The sequence below is a fragment of the Paractinoplanes rishiriensis genome (assembly GCF_016862375.1).
Taxonomy (GTDB): Bacteria; Actinomycetota; Actinomycetes; order Mycobacteriales; family Micromonosporaceae; genus Actinoplanes; species Actinoplanes rishiriensis.
In genome coordinates this window covers 1-20994 of sequence record NZ_BOMV01000098.1, presented here as the reverse complement: position 1 = coordinate 20994, position 20994 = coordinate 1, and the positions used below count along the sequence as shown (strand labels likewise).

General features: G+C 71.3%; 17 protein-coding genes. 16 read left to right on the top strand and 1 reads right to left on the bottom strand.

The window, feature by feature from the left end:
- Positions 1-219: 219 nt before the first annotated feature.
- Positions 220-2589, top strand: coding sequence for a DEAD/DEAH box helicase (locus tag Ari01nite_RS42725; protein WP_203789574.1), 2370 nt, complete (start codon positions 220-222; stop codon positions 2587-2589).
- Positions 2590-2889: 300 nt separating this feature from the next.
- A complete protein-coding gene (locus tag Ari01nite_RS42720; protein WP_203789572.1) occupies positions 2890-3285 on the top strand; it encodes a hypothetical protein in 396 nt (131 codons plus the stop codon).
- A gap of 318 nt (positions 3286-3603) precedes the next feature.
- Here the strand turns inward: Ari01nite_RS42720 and Ari01nite_RS42715 are convergent, their stop codons facing one another.
- Entirely contained in the window at positions 3604-4260 is a 657-nt protein-coding gene (locus tag Ari01nite_RS42715) for a hypothetical protein (RefSeq protein ID WP_203789570.1), read from the bottom strand.
- 295 nt (positions 4261-4555) lie between these two features.
- On the opposite strand from Ari01nite_RS42715, the gene Ari01nite_RS42710 reads away from it, so the two are divergent.
- The 14 genes from Ari01nite_RS42710 to Ari01nite_RS42645 all read left to right on the top strand — a co-directional run bounded on the left by Ari01nite_RS42710 (position 4556) and on the right by Ari01nite_RS42645 (position 20671).
- Positions 4556-7339 (top strand): serine/threonine protein kinase, encoded by a 2784-nt coding sequence (locus Ari01nite_RS42710; RefSeq protein WP_203789568.1) that lies wholly within the window; start codon positions 4556-4558, stop codon positions 7337-7339.
- Positions 7340-8351: 1012 nt separating this feature from the next.
- A complete protein-coding gene (locus Ari01nite_RS42705) occupies positions 8352-9479 on the top strand; it encodes a DNA-processing protein DprA (RefSeq protein WP_203789565.1) in 1128 nt (375 codons plus the stop codon).
- A 296-nt stretch (positions 9480-9775) separates the two neighbouring features.
- A complete protein-coding gene (locus Ari01nite_RS42700; RefSeq protein ID WP_203789564.1) occupies positions 9776-10711 on the top strand; it encodes a DUF4192 domain-containing protein in 936 nt (311 codons plus the stop codon).
- A 338-nt stretch (positions 10712-11049) separates the two neighbouring features.
- Positions 11050-11373, top strand: coding sequence for a methyltransferase (locus Ari01nite_RS42695; protein ID WP_203789562.1), 324 nt, complete (start codon positions 11050-11052; stop codon positions 11371-11373).
- A gap of 112 nt (positions 11374-11485) precedes the next feature.
- On the top strand, positions 11486-11887 hold the full coding sequence (locus Ari01nite_RS42690; protein WP_203789561.1) for a hypothetical protein: 402 nt from the start codon (positions 11486-11488) through the stop codon (positions 11885-11887).
- Between the two features lie 264 nt (positions 11888-12151).
- Positions 12152-13783, top strand: coding sequence for a ParB/RepB/Spo0J family partition protein (locus tag Ari01nite_RS42685; protein WP_203789559.1), 1632 nt, complete (start codon positions 12152-12154; stop codon positions 13781-13783).
- Positions 13784-13873: 90 nt separating this feature from the next.
- Positions 13874-15409, top strand: a complete 1536-nt coding sequence (locus Ari01nite_RS42680) for a DNA cytosine methyltransferase (protein WP_203789556.1) — start codon at positions 13874-13876, stop codon at positions 15407-15409.
- Positions 15410-15634: 225 nt separating this feature from the next.
- A complete protein-coding gene (locus Ari01nite_RS42675; protein ID WP_203789554.1) occupies positions 15635-16576 on the top strand; it encodes a hypothetical protein in 942 nt (313 codons plus the stop codon).
- Positions 16577-16680: 104 nt separating this feature from the next.
- The gene (locus Ari01nite_RS42670; protein WP_203789552.1) at positions 16681-17121 is read left to right on the top strand and encodes a hypothetical protein; all 441 of its coding nucleotides are present in this window, start codon (positions 16681-16683) and stop codon (positions 17119-17121) included.
- Complete coding sequence (locus Ari01nite_RS42665; RefSeq protein WP_203789550.1) at positions 17118-17513, top strand: hypothetical protein; 396 nt, start codon at positions 17118-17120, stop codon at positions 17511-17513. The genes Ari01nite_RS42670 and Ari01nite_RS42665 overlap by 4 nt, the downstream gene beginning before the upstream one ends.
- A 54-nt stretch (positions 17514-17567) precedes the next feature.
- Positions 17568-18023, top strand: coding sequence for a hypothetical protein (locus Ari01nite_RS42660; RefSeq protein ID WP_203789548.1), 456 nt, complete (start codon positions 17568-17570; stop codon positions 18021-18023).
- Between the two features lie 87 nt (positions 18024-18110).
- Positions 18111-18605 carry a hypothetical protein gene (locus tag Ari01nite_RS42655; protein WP_203789546.1) on the top strand — a complete coding sequence of 165 codons (495 nt, stop codon included), beginning with the start codon at positions 18111-18113 and terminating at the stop codon, positions 18603-18605.
- Between the two features lie 190 nt (positions 18606-18795).
- On the top strand, positions 18796-19272 hold the full coding sequence (locus Ari01nite_RS42650; RefSeq protein WP_203789544.1) for a hypothetical protein: 477 nt from the start codon (positions 18796-18798) through the stop codon (positions 19270-19272).
- Between the two features lie 484 nt (positions 19273-19756).
- Complete coding sequence (locus Ari01nite_RS42645; protein ID WP_203789542.1) at positions 19757-20671, top strand: bifunctional DNA primase/polymerase; 915 nt, start codon at positions 19757-19759, stop codon at positions 20669-20671.
- Positions 20672-20994: the final 323 nt, after the last annotated feature.

The following is a 20994-nucleotide window of genomic DNA, read 5'->3' as shown; positions in this document are numbered from 1 at the left end:
TGGAGACGCGCCTGCTGCGCAAAATTTTCCCGAGGACAACCCATGAACAACTCAGGTTCGGCACCACTGCCCAACCACCACGGACCCGAAAGACCAGGGCACCCGGTCACCACACGACCGGCGCCGAGCACATTCCCGGTGTTTCTACCAGCAGCCCCGGCGATTCCAGCCGCAGACTCGACGTTCCCGCCTCCCGTACCGGCCCTCACGATGATCTCGGTGCCCGAGGCCGGGCACCCGCCCGGCCACCCGGTGACGCCGATGCCGGCGCCCGCTGGGCTGCCCGCCCCGCGCGGTTATCAGCAGGAGGCGGTCGAGGCGATCGCGGCCGGTCTCGGCGATACGGGCCGTGGCCTGCTGGTGGCGGCCTGCGGGACCGGCAAAACTGTGACGGCGGCACACGCGGCGGTGCGGTTGTGCCCGTCCGGGCTGGTGATGGTGATCTGCCCGACGCTGGCGCTGCTCGCGCAGATCCTGCGGGTATGGACCGACGGCGCACTCGCCTCGCACGTACTGGCGGTGTGCGGCGACAACACCGTGGCCGACGCCGCCGTCCGGCTGCCCGATCTGGCCTGCCCGGTCACTACGAACATGCGAGAAATCACCCGCTGGCTGCGCACCAGCCCGGCGAGCCGGGCGCGGCTGATGCTGGCCACCCACACCTCTGCCGGTGTGGCCGGCCGGGCCCTGCTCGCCGCCGACACCATCGCCGACCTGCTGATCGTCGACGAAGCGCACCACACCGCCGGCCGCGTCGACAAACACACCGCCCTCGTCCACGACGACACCCGGCTGCCCGCCCGGCGCCGCCTCTACATGACCGCGACCCCGCGGGTACTTGCCGTGCACCACCGCCGTGGCCGGCCCCCGAACCCCGAGAACGTCGTATCGATGGACAACCCCGCCATCTTCGGGCCGACCCTGCACACCTACCCGTTCGCGCGGGCCATCGACGACGGCTGGCTCGACAACTTCCGGGTCGCCGTCATCGGCGTCACCCACGCCGACGTACTGGCCCTGCTCCGCAAAACCGAACCGGCCGCCGTCGTCGCTACAGCCGAGGCACCGCTACGCACCGCCGTCGTCCAGACCGCCCTCGCCCGGGCCGCCGCCGAGTTCGGGCTGCGCCGGATCCTGGTGTTCAACCGCCTGATCACCGAATCGCAGGAATTCACCCGCACCCTGCACCGCACCATCGACAGCCTCCCCGCCGACCAACGCCCGAAAGGACTACTGACCGCCGTGCACGTCGACGGTGACCACACCGTCGACGAGCGCCGACGAAGCCTCGCCCTGCTGGCGGACCCGCCGGACAACGGCTGGACGGTGGTGTCCAACGCCCGCTGCCTGTCCGAAGGCATCGACGTGCCCGCCGTCGACGGCGTCGTGTTCACCCGCCCGAAATCCTCCGAGGTCGACGTCGTGCAAGCCGTCGGCCGGGCCCTGCGCCGCAACCCGAACGGCACCGGCATCGCCACCATCCTCGTCCCGGTCCTGCTCCCCGACGACCCCGACGAGACACTCGCCGACCTCGACGAATGGGCCACCATGTGGCAGGTCGTCCGCGCCCTGCGAGCCCACGACAGCGTCCTGGCCGCCGAACTGGACACCGGCCGCAACTACCCCGCGACCGGACCCGCGCAGCTACCGCAACGGATCCTCATCCGCCTGCCCGACGGCTACGGCACCGCCGACGTCCTCGCCCACATCACCGTCAAGCTCCTCGAGCACACCACCTCGGACTGGCTCGCCGGCTACAGCGCCCTGCGCGACTTCCACGCCCAGCACGGCCACCTACGCATCCCCCGCGGTCACAACGACCGCGGCGTCAACCTCGCACGATGGCTCGGCAACCGGCGCAGGGACTACCACGCCCGCCTGCTCGCCCCGGAGGAGATCACCGCCCTCGAAGCCCTCGGCATCGACTGGTCACCGATGCAGACCGCCTGGGCACGCGGCCTCGCCGCCGCACGATCCTTCCACGCCCGCGAAGGACACCTGAACGTCCCCATGGGCCACCGCGAGAACGACGTCAACCTCAACCCCTGGGTCACCTACCAACGCCGCGAACGCGCCCTCGGCCATCTCACCGCCGAACGCATCCACGCCCTCGACCAGCTCGGCATCGAATGGGACCCCCTCGCCGCGACCTGGAACCGCGCCCTCACCGCCGCCCGCGCCTTCCACACCCGCCACGGACACCTACGCGTACCGGAACAACACCGCGAAAACGACATCGACCTCCACGGCTGGCTACGCACCCAACGCAAAACCCACGCCACCAACAAACTCAGCGCCGACCGCCGCGAACAGCTCGACGAACTGGACATGGACTGGACCCCGACACAAACAGCATGGCAAAACGCCCTCGCCGCCGCCCGCACCTTCTACCAACGCGAAGGACACCTACACGTACCCGCCGGCCACCGCGAGAACCACATCGACCTCCACACCTGGCTGCGACGACAACACCGCCTCGCCCGCCAACGCAAACTCAGCGACGACAAAACGGCCGCGCTGCTGGCAGTCGGCTTCATCACCCAAGACCCACCACCAACCACCCCCGAACAACCGCAACAACCGACATAACCGCCACCCAGCCACGCCGCAGCCCACCGGCACGCCGGGCTGGCAGCCGCAACCAGCACCGCCGACGCACGTCCACACCACTGCGACCACCATCCCGGGAGCCCCATGGCAAACCCCCCGACCCCAGCCCGGCCGGCTACCACCCACGACCGCAACCGAACACCAAACCGGATACGCACGGTCGCATTGTCGATCGCCACCACAGGGTTCGCCATCGCGTTCAGCCTCTTGGCCGGCGTGTGCTGGTGGGCAACAATCACCGCATCCCGATGGACGCCATCCACCGTCCGGACGACCACAATGCTGGCCGCAGTATCCGCGACCGTCAGCACCGTCACCTTCGCTACCGCAACCGTCGCGTTGGCGGCCGGCCGGCACACGACCAGCGTTGACCGCTCCGCCACCGAGACCGCCGCCACGCTCATGGCCCGGCTGCACCTGGCCGTAGCGGCCGCCGTCGCGGTCCTGCTCCCACCGGCCCTGTCGCAGGAACTGATCAGCGGTCTTCTCCCGGTCACCTTCGCCGTCACCACATACATGCACGTCGTTGCCGTGCGCGACCACCTCACCCGATACCGGGCCGACCGCAGCAGGTACCCCAACACGGAAGCGACACCAGCCCCACCGCGCTCGGCATCCAGACCGGACCGGCCAGCACCGCCCATCCGCCGCGGATCATGGCGCGAACTACTGTGACCACACGACCCGCACGCCGCAATGCCGGGCGACCAGCTCCCGCCCAGTCCCGCGCGCCACCACCACGGCCCGTCGCACCTACGTCCATTTCACGTAGCGCACGATGGCCAGCGACATGTGCACCGGTGCGTACACCGGCCAGCTCGAGGCGCTTCTCGACGCCAGCGGCAGCGAGCTTTCCTGACCGACGATGCCGGCAAGCTCGAGGCACCCAACCTCTGACGGCTGGCAGCCCGACCCTCATGTCCGTCAACAGCGCCGTCCGCGGCCACATCGGACGTGCCCGACGCAGCCCGGAGGCCGGGACCGACTTCCTGATCACGACTGCGATCCCGGCCGCAGTACTGGAATGGCCGTGGCGGTAGCCGGGGCCGGCGCAAGGAACAGCAGGTCGGTGCTCAACGCGGCGAGGACACCGGCATCGGTAGCCGTCTGCCCGTGGTCTTCCCCGCAGGGGCAGAACGTCCAGGTTCCGGCCCGCAACTGGTCGCGGAAGACCTGCAGAGTGCTCCTCGGACAGGCCGCGACGTCGGCGCCGACGGTGACGTACCCGGCCGGGTCGGCGGCAGTGCGGATCGCCAGGCCGAGCCCGGACACGGCCTCACCTGCATCACGCAGGTCAATAAGAGGTTCAGGTTGCTGCTGGTCACCGTTGACGGCGGCGTAGATCAACGCCTGGCCGAGCGCAGCCAGCAACCGCCCGGCGACCCGCACCGCGAGGTCCTCGGCCGGACCGCTCGGATCGCCGTGCCGGCGAACGTCCCCTATCGCGGCCGCACCCGCCTCCCGCCCCCAGTCCTCCGGGATGTACGACCGCAGGACCGTGGCCGCAGTGACGCGCAGCTGCGTGGCGACCGCGTCGATACGCGCCCGCAACTCCTGCTCCACGACCGTGCGGTCGATGACGCCGCCCGCTTGCTCGACCGTGGTGACGAAATCGTCGACGAGCCGGGCGAACTTGCCTCGCCGCGCCACCGCTGGGTCCTTCCTGCAAGCCAGCAGATCAGGTCAGTGTCCACGGTCAGCTCCCCAAACCGGTCTCTCGTGCGTGTGACAGCGACGTGCACCGGGTTTCGCGGTCACGTGACGAAGTCGACGGCCGTGCCGAAATCCGCGGCGACACCGCCAGTCCCCGCCGGGGACGCCGAGCAGGCGACATCCGTATCCGCCGGCCGTGACTCGGGTGTGGTGCAAGACTGCGGTCGGCGCGTGATGCGACAATAGCCGTGGGCATGGTCCACGCCCGCTGCTTCGTGACCCGGCTGGCGAAATGAAACCGATCTTCGACAACAATCTCAACGCTCTGATCGCCGCCTACGGTGAGGTCCGAGAATCGCCGTCGTCTCCGGACCGCGGCCGCCGGATCGCGGACCTTATCGCGGACCTTTGCGCCAGCTCCGGCCTGGAACCGGTGCAGCGGCCCGGGGACCTACCGGTGCTCGCGCTGCGACATGAGGGTGCGACGGTCCTGATCGTCGCGGTGTCCAACGAGCACCCCATGACCTGCGACGAGGTACGCGCCCTCGTCGGTACCGCTCGCGACCCGGACGGATCCGACACGGTCGTCGTGCTGTCCATGTCCGGTTTCGACCTGCCCGGAACGCCACCCGCCCGGGTCCCCGCACGGACGGTGCTGTGGGACGGCACGCACCTGGAAGCCGCGCTGTGCGGGCTGCTGACGATGCCCGACCTGCTGGAGTCGAGCCTGCGCAGTGCTCAGCTTCACGCCGTGCCAGGACCGACCCTGGCAGCGTCACTAACGACACCGGAAACGGGCGGTCCTGCCCGGATGCGCACGCCCGACCTTCTTCCACCTCCGTGGCCACTGTTCACGCACCCGTCCGCCGGCGTGCCGGCGCAGTTGGCTCTCGTCGGCGAGGACGGGTGGGAACGGTCGTCCGGGATCGCGGCCCTCGACGAGAACCGCCTGCTGATCACGACAGCGGCGGGTTTAGTCCAGCTGGACACGGCACACGGCACCACGTCCTGGCTGATCAGGCTACCCGGGTGCGTCAACGATGCCCTGGTCCAGCCGGACGGTTCGGTGCTCGTGGTGTGCCACCACGCGATCGGGCGGGTGAGCGACGGAGCGGTCGTTGCGGTCGCGGGAGGGTTCACCGGCGACGTCCACCTGATCGCCGGGCCGGACGGTGACACCTGGGTTCTCAGCGGCATCGGCCATATGTACGGACCACAGGCCGAGTCGCTGGCACTCACCCGGATCGGCGATCAGGTCGGGCAGCAGCACCGCTACGACATCGACTTCCCGGCCAACGTGCACACCGCCGGATGGCTGACCGGCCGCAAGTTCTTCATCGCCGCCGCCGGACACTGCGCCGTCATCGACCTCGACCGGCGGACGACCGTTATCGAAGAGGATTGGATCGAATCGCCGCACGCCTACCGCGCGCACCTCGTCGTCGCCGGACCTCGCCGTGTGATCACCGCCTCCGGTAGCCACACCGGGCTCGGTGTGGCGCTGACCAGCACCGATCCCACCACTCGATCGAACCGGCTCCTGGCCGAGATAACCGTCAACGCCGTTCACGGCCTGTGCACCACGCCAGGCGGCAGCGGATACCTGTGGGGCGACGTGCACGCCGGCCGGCACGGCTCGCATGATCCGTGGCCGGTACTTGTTCGCCTGCCCAAACTGGTGCATGCGGGGACCAACGTCGTGGACGCTGCCACCGGCCGCTCGTCGCCCGCCGTGGACAAGGAGCCTGCCATGCCGCCGGACCCGTACGACGCCGTCCGGCAAGCTGCCAGCGGCGACCGCAAGGCGTACGCCCTGGACCCGAAACCGATCGACGACGGCGGTCAAGCCGTCGTGTTCGGCGCCCGGCACAAGCCGACCGGGATTCGCGTCGCCTTCAAGAAACGCTCCTCGGACACCGACGACGCGGTGGCCCGCATGAAACGCGAAGTCGACATCGCGCACGCGCTCGGTGACAACCCGCACGTGATGCCGGTCCTGGACCACGGCGCCGGCTACAAATGGTTCGTCATGCCACTCGCCGACAACAGCGCCGCCACCTGCCGGCAAAACCTGAGCACCACCGAAGGCCTCCGCGAACTGGTGACCGCCATCTGCGACGGGCTGCGCCCGGCGCACCAGCTCGGCTGGATCCACCGGGACCTGAAACCTGCCAATCTGCTCCACCGCGACGGCGTCTGGGCCGTGGCCGACTGGGGCTTGGGCCGCCGACCCCGCGGCCAGACCACCGATCCACGCCGTACCCGCGTCGGCGCGCCGCTGGGTACCGAAGGATTCGCCGCCCCGGAACTGTCCACCGACGCGCACCAGGCCGGCCCTGCCGCCGACATCTACAGCATCGGACAGATCATCGGCTGGGCGATCAGAGGCACCTGGCCCCTTGCGAACATCCCGCTGCTTCCCGACAGCGGGCCATGGCGCCACATCGCCAAACAGGCCACCCAGCACGATCCGGCGCGCCGGCCAGCAACCGTCGACGCGCTGCTCGAGCTCATCCGCACCGAACTCGACCACGACCAACCCGACAGCAGTGAACCCGCCCAGCAACTACTCACCGCCGCCAACGACGGCGACGACACCGCCGCGAGCGACCTGTTCGCCCTCGCTGCGCGGCACGTCCACGACCTCGCGTTCCACAGCGAGATCCTGTCGCGGCTCGACGGCCAGGCAATCCATGCCGGCGTCGCCTCGGATCCGGCACGAGCCCGCGAGATCGTCGTCGCTCTACGCGAGCACCTCACCGACTCGGGCCAGCTGCACTACACCGACGCTGATCGGATCATCACGTTCCTGCACCACATCCAGGTCTGGGCTGCCGAGGCCGAGGAGTGGGACCTGCTCCAGGACACCGCGGAAACCGTGCTGGCCTGGGACGAACGCTGGGACCAATGGACTCCTCAGAAGCAGATTCGCCTGTGGATGGCCAGTCTCTCCGGCGACGCCGCCGCCGTGGTCGCCGGTGCCCTGCGCCGCGAGCCCGGCGCCGCCCGGCACTTCGAGGAAATCCTTGAGAACCGCCGGGTCGACGAGCGGATCCGCCGAGCCGTCCGCCTGTAACCGTGCTGCGTCGGGCATACGACCGGCCGGTGTAAAAAGGCCCGAGGGCGGACGGCAATCGATTGTGTGATGCCGCCGGTTGGCTAGTGCGGCTGCGACTCGCTGCCGAGATCAGCGCCTTGAGCGGCCCGCACAGAAGCTCCTCGCGGTGACGTCGACTACAGTGTTGGCGAGCGTGTCGAGGGGCACGACTGCCGGTCCGTCGGTGCGGGCGACCAGGCTCCAGCCAGCGCGGACCGCCTGGACAAACTGGCTGCCGCCGGAGACCTTCCGAGCGAGCACGGACTTGCGCGGTGGAGTGCGGGCCGCGCTGAGCGCCCACGCGACGTAACGCGCTCGCGACCGTTAGCGGCGAGCTCGGTCGACCTCACGGAGCCACGATGTCCAGGCCGGCGAGCCGGTCTCCATGAGCCAGACGTACTCGTCGACGTCCGGAAAGTGTGACGTGTCGCCGATAAAGCGACGCGTGGCGGCGCCCGCGGAGCCTTGAGGGCACCATCCACGCTGCGTTCACCCAGTGGGTCTTTCCATCACGGCTGGGCTTAAGTGCCGGCCGCGATGAACTTTGACATTCGTGCCTGCGCGTGCCGGGAGACAACACCGTCGCCGCCGCTTTTTGCGAGGTAGTCGCAGTCACCGCCTCCCGGCACGCGCAACGCGCGGCCGGCCCCGAACCTCGACCGGACCAGCCCTTCCGTTCCCGCGTGCAACGCTGCGCCGCTCCGCGCAATCGCGGCTCGCATTGAAGGGACGCGCGGCCCGGGCGGTCAGGCCTACGGTGCGTGGCCGGGAAGGGACCTGGCACGGTCCCGCCCGGGCTGGCCGTTGTCAAGCCCCGGGCCTACACCGGCCGACGGTCACCGCTCACCTCACAGTCCACGTCCACTCGGAACTGGCCGGGCCCTGGGCTTGACACCGGCTGCGCCGCGCGCGGGCCGTTTTCGTGCCGTCCCTCCCGGCGGCATACCGCGACGGTTGCCCGCCGGACCGGTTGCCGTGTGTCGGAGGTGCCATGAGTGTTCAGGACGATATCCGAGATGTTCGTGCTGGCCTGTCTTTTCACGTGGGCCGGGCGTTGCCCTGCGAGTTCGCCGGTCTGGTCGACGAGTTCGGGCTGCGTGCCGGCTCGTGGGTGTTCCCAGTCCTGAGCGCCGATCCGCTGCCCTGTCGCGAGACACCGGTCGAGCGGCTGGCGAAGCTCGGGAAGTTTTTGCGGGAACGTGCCGAGATGGCGTCGATCGGCATGCTCGTTCCCGGTGATCCCGGATGGCCCGCGGGTACCGGCTGCGATGATCTGCCCTGCCTGTGGGTGCAGGGCGACACCGATGTCGCCGCTGCGGTGACCGAGGCGGTCGCGGTCACCGGGTCGCGCGCGTGCACCTCGTACGGCGGGCACGTCGCGGCCAGCCTCGCCACCGATATGGCCGGCGCCGGGTGGACGGTGGTCACTACCGCGAGCCTCGGCGTTTCCCGGCACGCGATCGGTGGTGTCCTGGCGGTCGCGCAGGCCAAACCGGTGCTACTCGCGGCGTGCGGCTTGGACCAGTGCGGCGGCCACCACCGTGGCCCGATCGTGCAGCACGCCGCCTCCCGCGGCACCGTGATCAGCGTGTTCCCGCCCGGGTGCGAGCTGACCCGCTCCCGCGCGCAGGTGACCGATCATCTGCTCTACCGCATGGCCCTGGGGTCCGTGCTGGTGGAGGCGTCCTTGCGCGGTGGCGCGGTGCAGGCCGCGCGGCAGGCGGCCGAGGCCGGGTGCCGGGTGTGGGCGGTTCCCGGTCCGATCACCTCGGCCATGTCGGCCGGCTGCCACCAGTTGCTCCGCGCCGGCGCCGCCCAGGTGGCCACCGCCGCCGACGAGGTGATGGCCGCCCTGCGTGATACCAGCGACCGGCCGCTGCTGGCGTTCACGATCCACGCCACCGTGCGCTGGGACGATGGAGGGCTGCTGGTGGCACAGCTGGCGCCGTTTCAGGTGTGGGCGGGCACGCCGGCGCACGCCGCGAACGAAGGCCTCGACGTCGTGCTGGCCGCCCACCGCGGCAGGGCCCGGGTCGACCTGGTCGTGCAGGCGCCGAGCGGCAGCCGCGAGGAGATTTCGATCGAGGTGGCCGGGCCGGTCACCGCCGAAAGCTGCTGACACCCGGGTGGTGGCCGGTGGTCGCGGCCCGGGGTGTGCTGCCCCGCGTGAGTACCGGCCACGCCGTTCGCCGGCAAGGGCGTGCCGGCCAGACCTGGCAACCGCCCAGTCAATCCGGAGCCTCGAGGTCGCTGCTGTTGCTGGTCAGGTCCGGATCCCTTGCCCGGCGCCCGGCGCCATGCCCGGTCCGCGCCCGGGGTCAGCCACCCGCGTCCGCACACCGCCCACCGCCAACGAGGCGCGGCGGTGCGGTCGCCGGGTCGGCCCCCTTTTTGTCGAAGGTGAGGAGATCCGTCATGACCGAGTCCGACGCGACCCAACTCAGGTCGGCAGCCGATCTGCTGGGCATGGTGCCCTACGTGATCGGGTTCCACCCGACCGACAGCGTGGTCCTGCTCCTGCTGCGGCCGGGCCATCAGCTCGCCTGCGGGCTCCGCCTGGACCTCGACGCTCCCGTCGAGGCGATCGTGGCGGGCTTGACCCCGGTTATCGAGCGGCAGCACGTCACCGGCCTGGTGGTCATCGGGTATGGGCCGTTGTCCGCCCGGGACACGCTGCGGCACGTGATCGACACGCTCGACACGATCCGGCCGGTGATCGCCCGGTTCCTGCTGGCCGACGGCCGCTACTACTGCCTGCGCGACGCGTGCCGGTGCACCGCCGCCGGCGGTGTCCGGTTCGACCCGCGGGCGACCACGGTGGCGGCTGCCGCAACCGTGCAGGGAAAGGTTGCGTGGCGTTCCCGCGCGGACCTGGTAGCGCTGGTCGATCCCGACCCCGTGGCGCAGCAGCAGGTCCGCGAGGCGATGGACCGGTTGCCGGCCCGGATGCCGAATACTAGTGAGCTGATGGCGGCGGCGCGCCAGGGTGTGCGGCTCGACGATCAGCAGATGGCCGCCCTCGCCGTCACCCTGCACGACCGGACGGCGCGCGACCTGGCGTGGGAGTCCACCGACGACCACATGTGGCAGCAGGACCTGTGGCTGGACGCCACCCGGCGGATCCCCGACAGCCACGTCGCCCGGCCTGCGGCGCTGGCCGCCTGGTGCGCGTGGCGGCGCGGCAACGAAGTCCTCGCCCGCGCAGCCCTGCAGCGCATCGCATCGACGGGCCGGCTGGACCTGCTGGCGTCGATCGTGTTCGCCCTGGTCGACAACCACACCGACCCGCGGTCGCTGCCGTGGCCGCTGCCCGCCGGCATCACGGTCGCCGACCTGCTCCAGCAGGACTGACGCGACCCGACCCTGATCCATCCGCCTAGACGTGCCGTCCGGGCGCGCGGAGCACGTCGCTACTCCGCGCGGCCGGGCGGCATTCTTTTGCCCTGAGAAGGACGTTTTGCATCGATCTTTGTCTGGAGCGCGCAGCCATCCAGCGCCTCGCGTGGACGACGTCGCGGCGGTCGGCCTGATCACCGGCACGCTGCCCGCCGGCCGGGCCTCGCTGCCGGCGTGCCGGCGAAGCGGATACGTGCGAACGCCGGACGAGCTCGCCGACGAACTGTGCGGCGCCCCGCACCACGACCTGCGCTGGCTCTCGCCCGGCGCCCGGGTTCTCGAACCGTCGGCCGGTGACGGCTCCCCTAGTCACGGCGATCCTGCGCACCAACCCGGCAGTGACGGTCACCGCGGTCGAGCCGGACCCGGTGCGTGCCCAGTTGTGCGCCGACCGCACCACCGGCTCGGCCGCCCCGGTCGCGGTGTACGCAACAACGTTCGAGCAGTACACCGGGGCGGCCGCCCGCGCCGGGCTGCAGTTCGACGCGGTGGTCATGAACCCGCCGTTCACCGTCGCGGGACAGGCGGACGTGTGGCTGGAACATCTGCGGGCGGCCTGGCATCTGCTGCGGCCGGCTGGTCGCCGTCGTCCCCGCCGGGTTCGCCTACCGCAGTAGCGGCACCGCGGCCGACGCGCGGGCGTTCGTCGAGCACCACGGCACCCACCTGCCGCTACCCGCTGACGCCTTCACCCCGTCCGGGGTCCAGGTAGCGACACGGCTGGTGCGCATGACCAAACCGGTCGGCGCGACCGGAATCGAGTTTCTCCTCGCACCCGACCCAGGTCGGGAACCGGAGCCGGTGGACGCGCCGCGGCTGGCCGGCGCCGCCGCCGTGCAAACGCCGGCTCAGCAGATCGTCGGCGGGTGGCACGACGGCCGGGTGCTGCGCTACCACGGCCGGTGCCTGCTCTGCGGCTGGCCGCTGTGGGGATTCGACGACGGGCACAACGATCCCCGCGGCCCCCTCGGCCCGTTCAGCGCCGGGTTCAGCCTCACCGCGCACGACTACGACCGGGTCGGGCCCACGGTCGGGTTGTGCCCGGACTGCGCCAACCACGGCGACGGCTACCGGCACGCCCTTCATCACGCCTACCAGCACTGGACCGCTGTCCCGGCGCTCAGCGCCTGACCCCATCGCCCGGCCGTTGCGCATCGGCCCGCGTCGGTCCCGGGCGGTGCTGGCCACCGGATCCTGGCCGACCGCGGCTGGTCCCGCCAAGACCCACCCGGCATCCGTCTGCCGCCGAGGTGCGCGCTCGTTGCAGCCGGCTGGGTCTTCGGCGGGCCGGCGCCGATCGGCCGGCCGGACGGACCGGGCCAGCGCCGCCCACAGGCCCGTCCGTGGGCGGCTCAGCAGCGGGGCAGCCCGCCGACCTGTTCAAGGAGTCCCGTCATGACCACCATGCTCACGTCCCCGCCGGAGGAACACGACGCCGACCGCACCCGCCACGACACGGCAGCCGGCACCGACCTCGAACGAGCGACGCTCGACATCGTCGACGGCGAGATCGTCAACGACGATGAAAACCCGCTGCCGTTGCCGGTCGTCGTCACCCCGCCGTCGGTCCGCATGGAGCTGCTCGACCCCCACGAGCTGATCGACAGCCCGCGCAACCCCCGCAACACCATCGGCGATCTAGCCGATCTGACCGCGTCGATGCGGGTCGTCGGCGTCCTCGAACCGCTGGTCGTCGTCCCCGTCGACGAGGGATTCATGCTGCTGATGGGCCATCGGCGTAAGTACTCGGCGATCGAGGTCGGCCTGACCGAGGTGCCGTGCTGGGTCATCACCGATCAGGGTGCGGTGCATCAGATCCTCGCGCAGATGCTGGAGAACACCCACCGGGTCGGGCTGACGGTCAGCGAGGAATCCGAGAGCTTCCACCAGCTGACGCTGCTCGGCTGGACCGAGCAGCAGATCGCAGCGGTGCGCGCCGTCCCGGCCACGCAGGTCCGCCGAACCCTGCGGGTCCGGGAACTGCCGCAGGTCGCCAAGCAGGCCATCGACACTGGGGCCATCAGCTTCGACGATGCGGCGGCGTTGGCCGAGTTCGAGGACACCCCGGCCGTCTACCGGAAGCTGGTCGGCGAGCTCGGCAACCGGTGGCGGTTCCAGCAGTCCCTCGGCGCCGCCCGGGCCAGCCGCGCCTACACCGCGGCCAAAGACCTGGCGAAGGCCAATCTGGTCATCGAGGGAGTGAAGGTCACCGCCCGGCCGAAAGGCTTCGGTTACGACAGCGCCGAGGTCGACGTGCGCAAGCTGGCCGACGCCGACGGCAACCGGCTGGATCCGGAGCAGATCAAGACCATGCCGGGGATGGCCGCGTTCATCGAACGCGACGGCACCCGGGCGAACACGGTCGTCTACTGCACCGACCCCGACAAGTACGGCTACCAGAAGCGCACCGTGGCGGATTTCTCGTGGATGAGCGAGGAAGAGGCCGCGCGGCGCGAAGCCGAAGAGCAGGCACGGATCCTTCTGCGCGAGCAGCTGGGCGACATCGTCGAGGCGCGCCGCGATTTCATCCGCGCCACCTGGGGCACCGCGAAGGCGGCCCGCACCCTGTATGTGCCGGCGTTACGGGCGACCCTGCTCGGCCAGAACATGAGCCGCTCGGTCAAACTCGACGCCCTGTACGCCGGGCTCGGCGGCGCCGACTCCGAGACTTTGACGACCGCGGCCGAGGACCGGCTGCGGCGCACCCTCGTCGCTCGCTGGCTGTGCGCGATGCTCTCCAATCTCGAGGCAGCCACGGACGAGACCGCCTGGGTCGACGAACCCCGCACGGTGGCGTTCTACGACATGCTCGCCGGCGCCGGCTACCCGCTCAGCGACGCCGAAACCCGCCACTACCAGCTCCTCACCGCCGACGACACCGTCGCCGAGTCGCACGTGCAGGACGGCGACCCGGCCGGGTCTGCAACTGCCGACGAGAGCGACTGCGATCCGGTAGACGACGACCAGCCGCCGGGCGACGTCGCAGACGCCCGCGGCGAGCCCACGCAGGCGCCGGTCGCAGCCTGACCTCGTCGCACGCCTCGTCACCCCGTAGACCACGGCGCGAGCCCCGCTTCCCCGGGGCTCGCGCCGTCTTTGTTCCGGAGGACTTTCCCGGTGTTCACCCTCACCGATCTTTTCTGCGGCGCCGGAGGCAGCAGCAGCGGCGCCGAACTCGTCCGCGGCGTGCGCGTGGTCATGGCCGCCAACCACTGGGCCAAAGCGATCGCCACCCACCAGCACAACCTGCCGCAGGCCGCGCACGACTGCGCCGACATCTCCCAGGTCGACCCGCGCCGCTACCCGCACACCGACTTGCTGTGGGCCTCCCCGGAGTGCACCAGCCACTCCCAGGCCAAAGGCGTCCGCGACGCCGACAAGATCCCCGACCTGTTCGGGCAGACCCTGCCCGACGAGGCCGCCGAACGCTCCCGAGCAACCATGTGGGACGTCGCCCGGTTCCTCGAGGCGAAACTGCTCGCCGGCCGCCCCTACCTCGGCTTCGTGGTCGAGAACGTCGTCGAGGTCGTCAAATGGCTGCCCTACCGGGCCTGGCGCCTCGCCCTGACCGATCTCGGCTACTGCCTGCACACCGTCTACCTGAACTCGATGTTCGCCCAGGCCGGCGGCCCCGGAGCCTGCCAGTCCCGCGACCGCTGGTACACCATCGGCCACCGGGCCAGCCTCGGTCGCTGCCCGGACCTGCGCCGCTGGACCCGCCCGGACGCCACCTGTGACCGGTGCGGCATCACGCAAAAACCGATCCAGGCGTGGAAACAACCCGACCGGCAGTGGGGCCGCTACGGCGCCCACGGCCAGTACGTGTGGCGCTGCCCCACCACCGACTGCCGCGGCAACCAGGTCTATCCCCAGGTGCTGCCCGCCGCGGTCGCCATCGACTGGGCCAACCCCGGCACCCGCATCGGCGACCGGCCAGAACGCCTGGCCGACAAGACCATGGCGCGCATCACCGACGGCCTCGACCGGTACGCCCGGCCGGTGCTGGTGCCCGTCGGCGGCACCTGGCGCACCCAGCCGCAGCCTTTGGACGTGCCGATGCCGGCCCGCACCACCCGGGAGAACGACGCCGTCGCCGTCCCCCCGCTGGTCGTCGCGCTGGAAGGCCGCGCCACCGTCGCGCACGTCCGCCCGGTCGACCAGCCGCTACGCGCGCAGACCGGACGCCACCAGGACGCCCTCGTCGTGCCGAACGACGCGCTCGTGGTGCCGATGCGTAACCACGGCGTCGCCCGCCCCGCCGGCACGCACCCGCTGCCCGCCGTGACCGCAGCCGGGAACCACCACGGCCTGCTGACCTGGCCGCACCTGCTAGTGCCCTACTACTCCAGCGGCCGCACCCGCACCGTCGGCGAACCGATGGGGGCCTTGTCCACGGTCGACCGGTACGCGCTGCTCGGCGCGCACCTCGCCGTGGAGGATTGCCTGTTCCGGATGCTGGAGCCACACGAAATCCAGGCCGGGATGGCGTTCGACCGCAGCTACGTCATCCTCGGCACCCGCCGCGAACGCGTCCGCCAAGCCGGCAACGCCGTCACCCCACCCGCGGCGCGGGACTTGATCGCCGCGCTGGTCGAAACCGTCTCCGGCCGAACCCCCACCTTCCACACCGCACAGTGGGCCCTCGCCGCATGACACGCGACCTGACCATCGCCGCCGCGAACCTCGCCGGCGCCACCACCGCGCAGCTCGAGCAGACACCGGCCGGGCCGGCTACGCCCACCGTGGCTTGTTCCCCGACCGACGCCGCACCGCCCGCCGCGCCTGCTTCGCCGTCCTCGACGAGCTCACCACCCACCACAACCAGACAACCATCACCGGCGGCACGCCAGCGTCACCGGTGACCGTGAGGAGGAGCTAGTGACCCGCCGCTGCACGCAGGAGCAGGCGTGGCGGTTGATCCGCGCGCTCGGTGCCGTCGACGCCGGCCGGCTGGTCGGCCACAGCCTGATCCACCACGTGCCGCACATCCCGGCCGGCGCCCTCACCGCGCAGGCCGCACAGACCCTGCACGACAGCCTCTACCCCACCACTGAGGTCACCGGCGACAGCATCTGCTATGTCGTATCCAGTGACAACACGCCGGTCGCATGGCTGACCTACCGCGCCCAGGTGACCGCTGCGGACGGGCAGTTCAGCGCATACCAGCGCGCCCACCAGGCGAAAGCCGTGGAGGCGCTGGCGCAGCTGACCCGACGGGCGGTCGACCAGTTGGCCCGGCTCCGCGATCACCGCGACCGGCGCAGCCCCGGCGCCGAACCCGACGTCCGCGGCCCCGGCACCCGGGTCCGCGTCGCCGACCCGGCAGAGCCGACGCTGACCTGGTGGACCAGCCTCGGCCCGGACCTTACGGCCGCCCGGGCACACGTGGCGTCGCTGATCGGCACCAGCCGGGAGGCGCTGGTCGTCGACGCCCGCGGGTACGGCGCCTACGCCAGCGGCGCCCACCCGCTGCCGGTGCCGGTGCTGTGCGCCATCGAGCACCTCGCCGCCGGCCATGACCTTCCCGCAGCCGTGATCGGGGACTGGCTCTACGCCGAAGGCGCCGCTCACCAGCAGGCGGACCCGGCGGACATCCTCGACGCGTTCACCACCTCGTATCTCGGCCGGTATCCGCACCGGCAGGCCTACGCCAGCGCCGAGCTGGACCGGCGCGGCTGGACCCAAGCACTGACGAATGCGGGGATTCCGGCGCACCTGTTCGACCTGTGCCGCTTCACCGGGATCCTGTTCGACGACGAGGTCCGCGGCATTGTGCTGCCCGACAGCCGCGTCGCGGTCTTCCGCCGCGCGCCCGGCTGACCCCGCTCCGGCGCGTCTTCCCGAACTCCCCCTTTTCTCATTACCGGCCCTGGGGACCACACGGTCACCCGGGGCCGGCTCTTGTTGTGCCCGGAGGCGCCCTCATGTCCATCCGTTTCACCGTCCCGCCGAACACCGGCGTCTATCTCGTGCGGCGGCCGCTGACCGACACCGAACTCGACACCGTCCGCCAGGCCCTGCATGCCGACATCGCGGATCCGCGTGATCTGGTCGACACCGTCGTCGCCGCTGTCTTCACCGCCCTGCTCGCTGGCACCGGCGACACCTACGCCGACCTCTGCTGCGATGCGGCGTTCGAGCGCGGCCTCTACGCCGTCCCGATCAGCCAGTGGACCGGCATCTGCCTCGTCGTCACCGGCCGCGTCGCCGGATGGGGCGCCTCCACCATCGCGGTCGAGATGGACTTCGCCGCCCTGATGCCCAGCGCCTACGACGACCCAACGGTGGCCACCCCACACTCGCCGAGCCCGATCGCACGGACACCGTCCAACTCGAGATCACCGCCGGTGCCGCCGCCACCATGACCCGCTGCCAGCAGCACCTCGCCGCACTCGCCGACACCTACGGCGGCACCCACCCGAGTGTCCTGGCCGCCGCAGGCAGCTGGCTGTGGCAGCTGCACCGGCTGCTCACCGAATCGGCAGGCCCGCAGACGGTGCACGCCGACGGGCCGCTGTCACTGACCGTCTGCACCGCCGCCGGGACCTATTGGATCGCATTCGAGGCCGCACCGAACCGGTGCACCGCCGCCGGTTGCCAGGCCGAAGCCATCACCACCGCGGACCAGAGCGTGCTGTGGCAGCCCCCGTTCGCCGGCGCCGTCATGGCAGATCACGAACACGAACCCGACCACCCCGTCGACGCGCCCCATCCCGGCACCTGGTCCGCCCTGCCCGCCACCGGGTTCGCCCGCTGACCCGCGCCTGCAGCCACACCCGCACTTTCTCCATCCCGCCTTGGAAGGGAGCACGTGACCATCGTGGAAACACTCATGATCGCCGCGCACATCGAGACCGCCGCGAAAGCCGAACGAGAGCTGCATGACGCGCTGGCCGCAGCGCGCGCCGACGCCGAACGGCAGGGGCGGCTGGCCGCGGACGCGCAACGGCGGCACCGCGAGGACGTCGAGCTCATCGGCGAGAAGCTGCTCAAAGAAGCCGAGGATCGCGGCTGGTGCAAAGAGTTCGACGAGGTGATCGGCGCCCTTAACGCCGGCCTGCATATCGAACTGGCCACCCGCGATCGGGACTTCACCGTCACCGCCACCGTCGAGCTGCGGCTCACCGTCACCGCCGTCAGCGAAGACGACGCCCGCGACCAAGCCGCCGATCTGGTCCGTGATGCCGAACGAGAGCTCGACGACATGGACTCGATCACCGCGTATCCGGAAGGCCGGGGCTCCTTCCGCGTCGAGACCGACGACTGACGTGCACCCGCCCGATACCGCTCGGCAAGCGTCGGCCTTGCCGGGCGGTCGACCCCTGCCCGCCGTTTCACGATCGGGGACTTCACCATGGGATACACCCACTGCTGGCGGTACCAGCCGCACAGCGGCGCCTACGCGGCCGCCTGGCCGGCCATCGTGCAGGACACCACCGCCATCATCGCCGCCGTCACCACCCACGTCGCGATCGCCGGGCCTGACGCGGCAGGCGTACCGCGGCTGAGCCCCGCCGACGGCATCTCCTTCAACGGCGGCCCCGGCCGGAACGGCGAAGCCTTCACCCTCGCCGCACCCGGCCCGACCGGGCGGCAATGGTGCTTCTGCAAAACCCTGGCCCTGCCCTACGACCTCGCCGTCACCGCCACCCTGCTGCGCTGCCAGCTGCTGCTGCCGAACACCTTCTGGATCGCCAGCGACGGCGACTGGGATCAGCAGTGGCGCCCGGCCCGCCAGCTGATCCGAGGTTTGTTCGGCGCCGCGCCGACGGCCAGCCCGTTCAGCGGCGCAGCACTGCCCACCGCCGCCGACTACCGGTATCTGGCCACCCGGACGGACCCCGACTGACCGCATCCACCCACCCAGCCCTCACCGAGCCCGGCCCTGCCTCGTGCAGGGCCGGGCTCTTTGCCGTTCCACAGCCTTCCCACCGCATCCCCTGCCCCCGCTGCCTGCTGCCCGCGAACCGGCGCACAGCGCCGGCACGCGCCGGGCGACCACCCAGCCCGATTGACGATCCCGGAAGGAACAGTGCGCCGTGAACCCCGCCGACCTGCTCACCGAAACCACGGACGCTCTCACGTCGATCTTCGCCGCCATGACTATCGCCGAAGAAGAGATCGAGGCCGCCCAAGACCGTCACCCGCACGCCGCCGACCGGATCTGGCGCAGCTTCACGCTGCTGACCGCGACCAGCGACCTGCTCACCCGCAACGAGCTGGTCTACCGCTCGCACTGCCGGGAACTTCTCGACCGCGTCGCCGGCGAGGCCGACACCCGCCCGGGCACCGCCGCCGAGTGCTGCGTCGCGCTGTGCGAGGTCACCCTCCGCACGCCGGTGACCACCAGCGCCGCCGGGCTCTACGCGCGGATGTGGCAGAAGGCCGGCCTGCCGGCCACCGCCCTTGGCGACATGTCGGTGCATTACGAGGCGCTCGAAGCAGACGCCATCGACACCCACGAACGCGAACTGAGGGCCCGGCTCCGCAAAGCCGACCGCTGCCTCGACGACTAACCGCGCCACCCGCCCCGACGACACCGCCTACCCGTGACCGGCGGTGACCGCAGCCGCGATCCGCACCGCGGCCGGTCCCCTTCCGCCCGGCGCCACGCAAGGGCCACCGTCACGGCGCGCCACCCGGCCCGGCGACCGGCGGCGGTTTCGCCACCCCATCGTGACGTTCTTCCGCAAAGGAGTTTCCCGTGTTCGACCAGCCCGCCACGGCACGCAGACCTGGCATCTGTGATCCCGTTACGGCGCCGCCGTCTGCCTGCGGCCGACCTGCCGCGACCACACGCCCCCAGTCGCCCGGCATCTGCGCGGCAGCCGAGCGGCGACACCACCCGCACCAGAGCGCACAACACGCGGCGGCCGACGCTGCCCCACCCGGCCGGTCCGGGCCGCGCCGCCGCACGGCAGCGACAGGGCAAAGCCCACCGACCCGGGCGGTTGGACGATGATGCCGCCGCCGGCCGGCCCGCCGCCACGGCCGCACGCCATGCGACCGTCCACCCGCGCCGGACTGCTCGCCGCGGCGTTGCGGTACGCGGCGGCCGGGATCCCGGTCATGCCGCTGCACACGCCCGCCGCCGTCGGTTGCAGTTGCCGCGAGGCGGCCGGGTGCGCATCGGCGGGCAAGCATCCGCGGCTGCGGCACGGGCTGCGTGACGCTACGCTGCGGCCGCAGCTGATCCGCGCCTGGTGGCGGCACTGGCCGACGGCGAACATCGGCCTGGCCACCGGCACGGTGCTCGACGTCTGCGACATCGACACGAACACCGCGCTCGCCGCGATCCTCGACCTGCTGAAGGTGATACGGCCCACCGGGCCGCTCGTGCGCACCGGCGCCGGCTGGCATCTGTGGTTCGCCGCCAGCGGCCTGCCGAGCCGGGTCGGTCTGCTGCCCGGCGTCGACTGGCGCGGCCGGGGCGGCCTGATCGCCGCCCCACCATCGGTGCACGCGAGCGGCGCTACCTACCGCTTCCAGCAGCCGTGGCAACCAGCTGCGGCGCTGCCGTCGTGTCCGGCCGAGCTGCGCCGCCTGGTCCTCCCGCGACCGCCGCTGCCGAAAGGGGCGGCAGCGGATGTCACCGATCTGGACCGCTACACCGCAGCGGCGCTCGCCGGCGAGGTGCAACGGATCCTGCTCGCCCCACGACCGGTCGTCCGCGACGGCCGTCGGATCACCGGCGGTGGCCGCAACGACGCCCTGAACACCGCCGCGTTCCGCCTCGCCCAGCTGTCCGCCGGCGGCGGCGTGGACGAGGCCGCCGTACGCCACGCGCTCAGCGAGGCGGCACAGACGGCCGGTCTCAGCCGCGCCGAGATCCGCCGCACCCTCGATTCCGGCTGGCGGGCCGGGCTCAGGCATCCGCGACGGCCGATCCGCGGCGCCCGGCGGCGTGTCGCGTGAACCTCGCAGAGCCGCAGCCTGCGCCGCCGTCCCGGCCCCTGCCCACGGGGCACGGCGTGGCGCACCGGCGAGCCGGTCACACGCCCCGTGCGGGCTGCGTCGCCGGGCGGCACAAGGGTGTGACTGAGCGCGCTACATGGCGACCGATCTTCCTGTCGAACAGCGTCCCCGGCAGAGGTTGGGCAGCGTAAATTGCGAATCTTGGGCTCCGGAGTTGGCGTGCGCCCCCACCGTCCGTCCCTGGCATCAGAAGGGGCGCCTCGCCCGCGACGAACCGGCCTCCGGCACGCACGGTAATGACGCGTGCTCGTTGGTGTGCCCTA

Bases quoted from the DNA above. Each gene is read 5' to 3' on its own strand.
- Ari01nite_RS42710 (WP_203789568.1), top strand. From the start codon at position 4,556: ATGAAACCGATCTTCGACAACAATCTCAACGCTCTGATCGCCGCCTAC.
- Ari01nite_RS42690 (WP_203789561.1), top strand. From the start codon at position 11,486: ATGACCAAACCGGTCGGCGCGACCGGAATCGAGTTTCTCCTCGCACCC.
- Ari01nite_RS42670 (WP_203789552.1), top strand. From the start codon at position 16,681: ATGTCCATCCGTTTCACCGTCCCGCCGAACACCGGCGTCTATCTCGTG.
- Ari01nite_RS42700 (WP_203789564.1), top strand. From the start codon at position 9,776: ATGACCGAGTCCGACGCGACCCAACTCAGGTCGGCAGCCGATCTGCTG.
- Ari01nite_RS42665 (WP_203789550.1), top strand. From the start codon at position 17,118: ATGACCCGCTGCCAGCAGCACCTCGCCGCACTCGCCGACACCTACGGC.
- Ari01nite_RS42645 (WP_203789542.1), top strand. From the start codon at position 19,757: ATGCGACCGTCCACCCGCGCCGGACTGCTCGCCGCGGCGTTGCGGTAC.
- Ari01nite_RS42685 (WP_203789559.1), top strand. From the start codon at position 12,152: ATGACCACCATGCTCACGTCCCCGCCGGAGGAACACGACGCCGACCGC.
- Ari01nite_RS42655 (WP_203789546.1), top strand. From the start codon at position 18,111: ATGGGATACACCCACTGCTGGCGGTACCAGCCGCACAGCGGCGCCTAC.
- Ari01nite_RS42705 (WP_203789565.1), top strand. From the start codon at position 8,352: ATGAGTGTTCAGGACGATATCCGAGATGTTCGTGCTGGCCTGTCTTTT.
- Ari01nite_RS42720 (WP_203789572.1), top strand. From the start codon at position 2,890: ATGCTGGCCGCAGTATCCGCGACCGTCAGCACCGTCACCTTCGCTACC.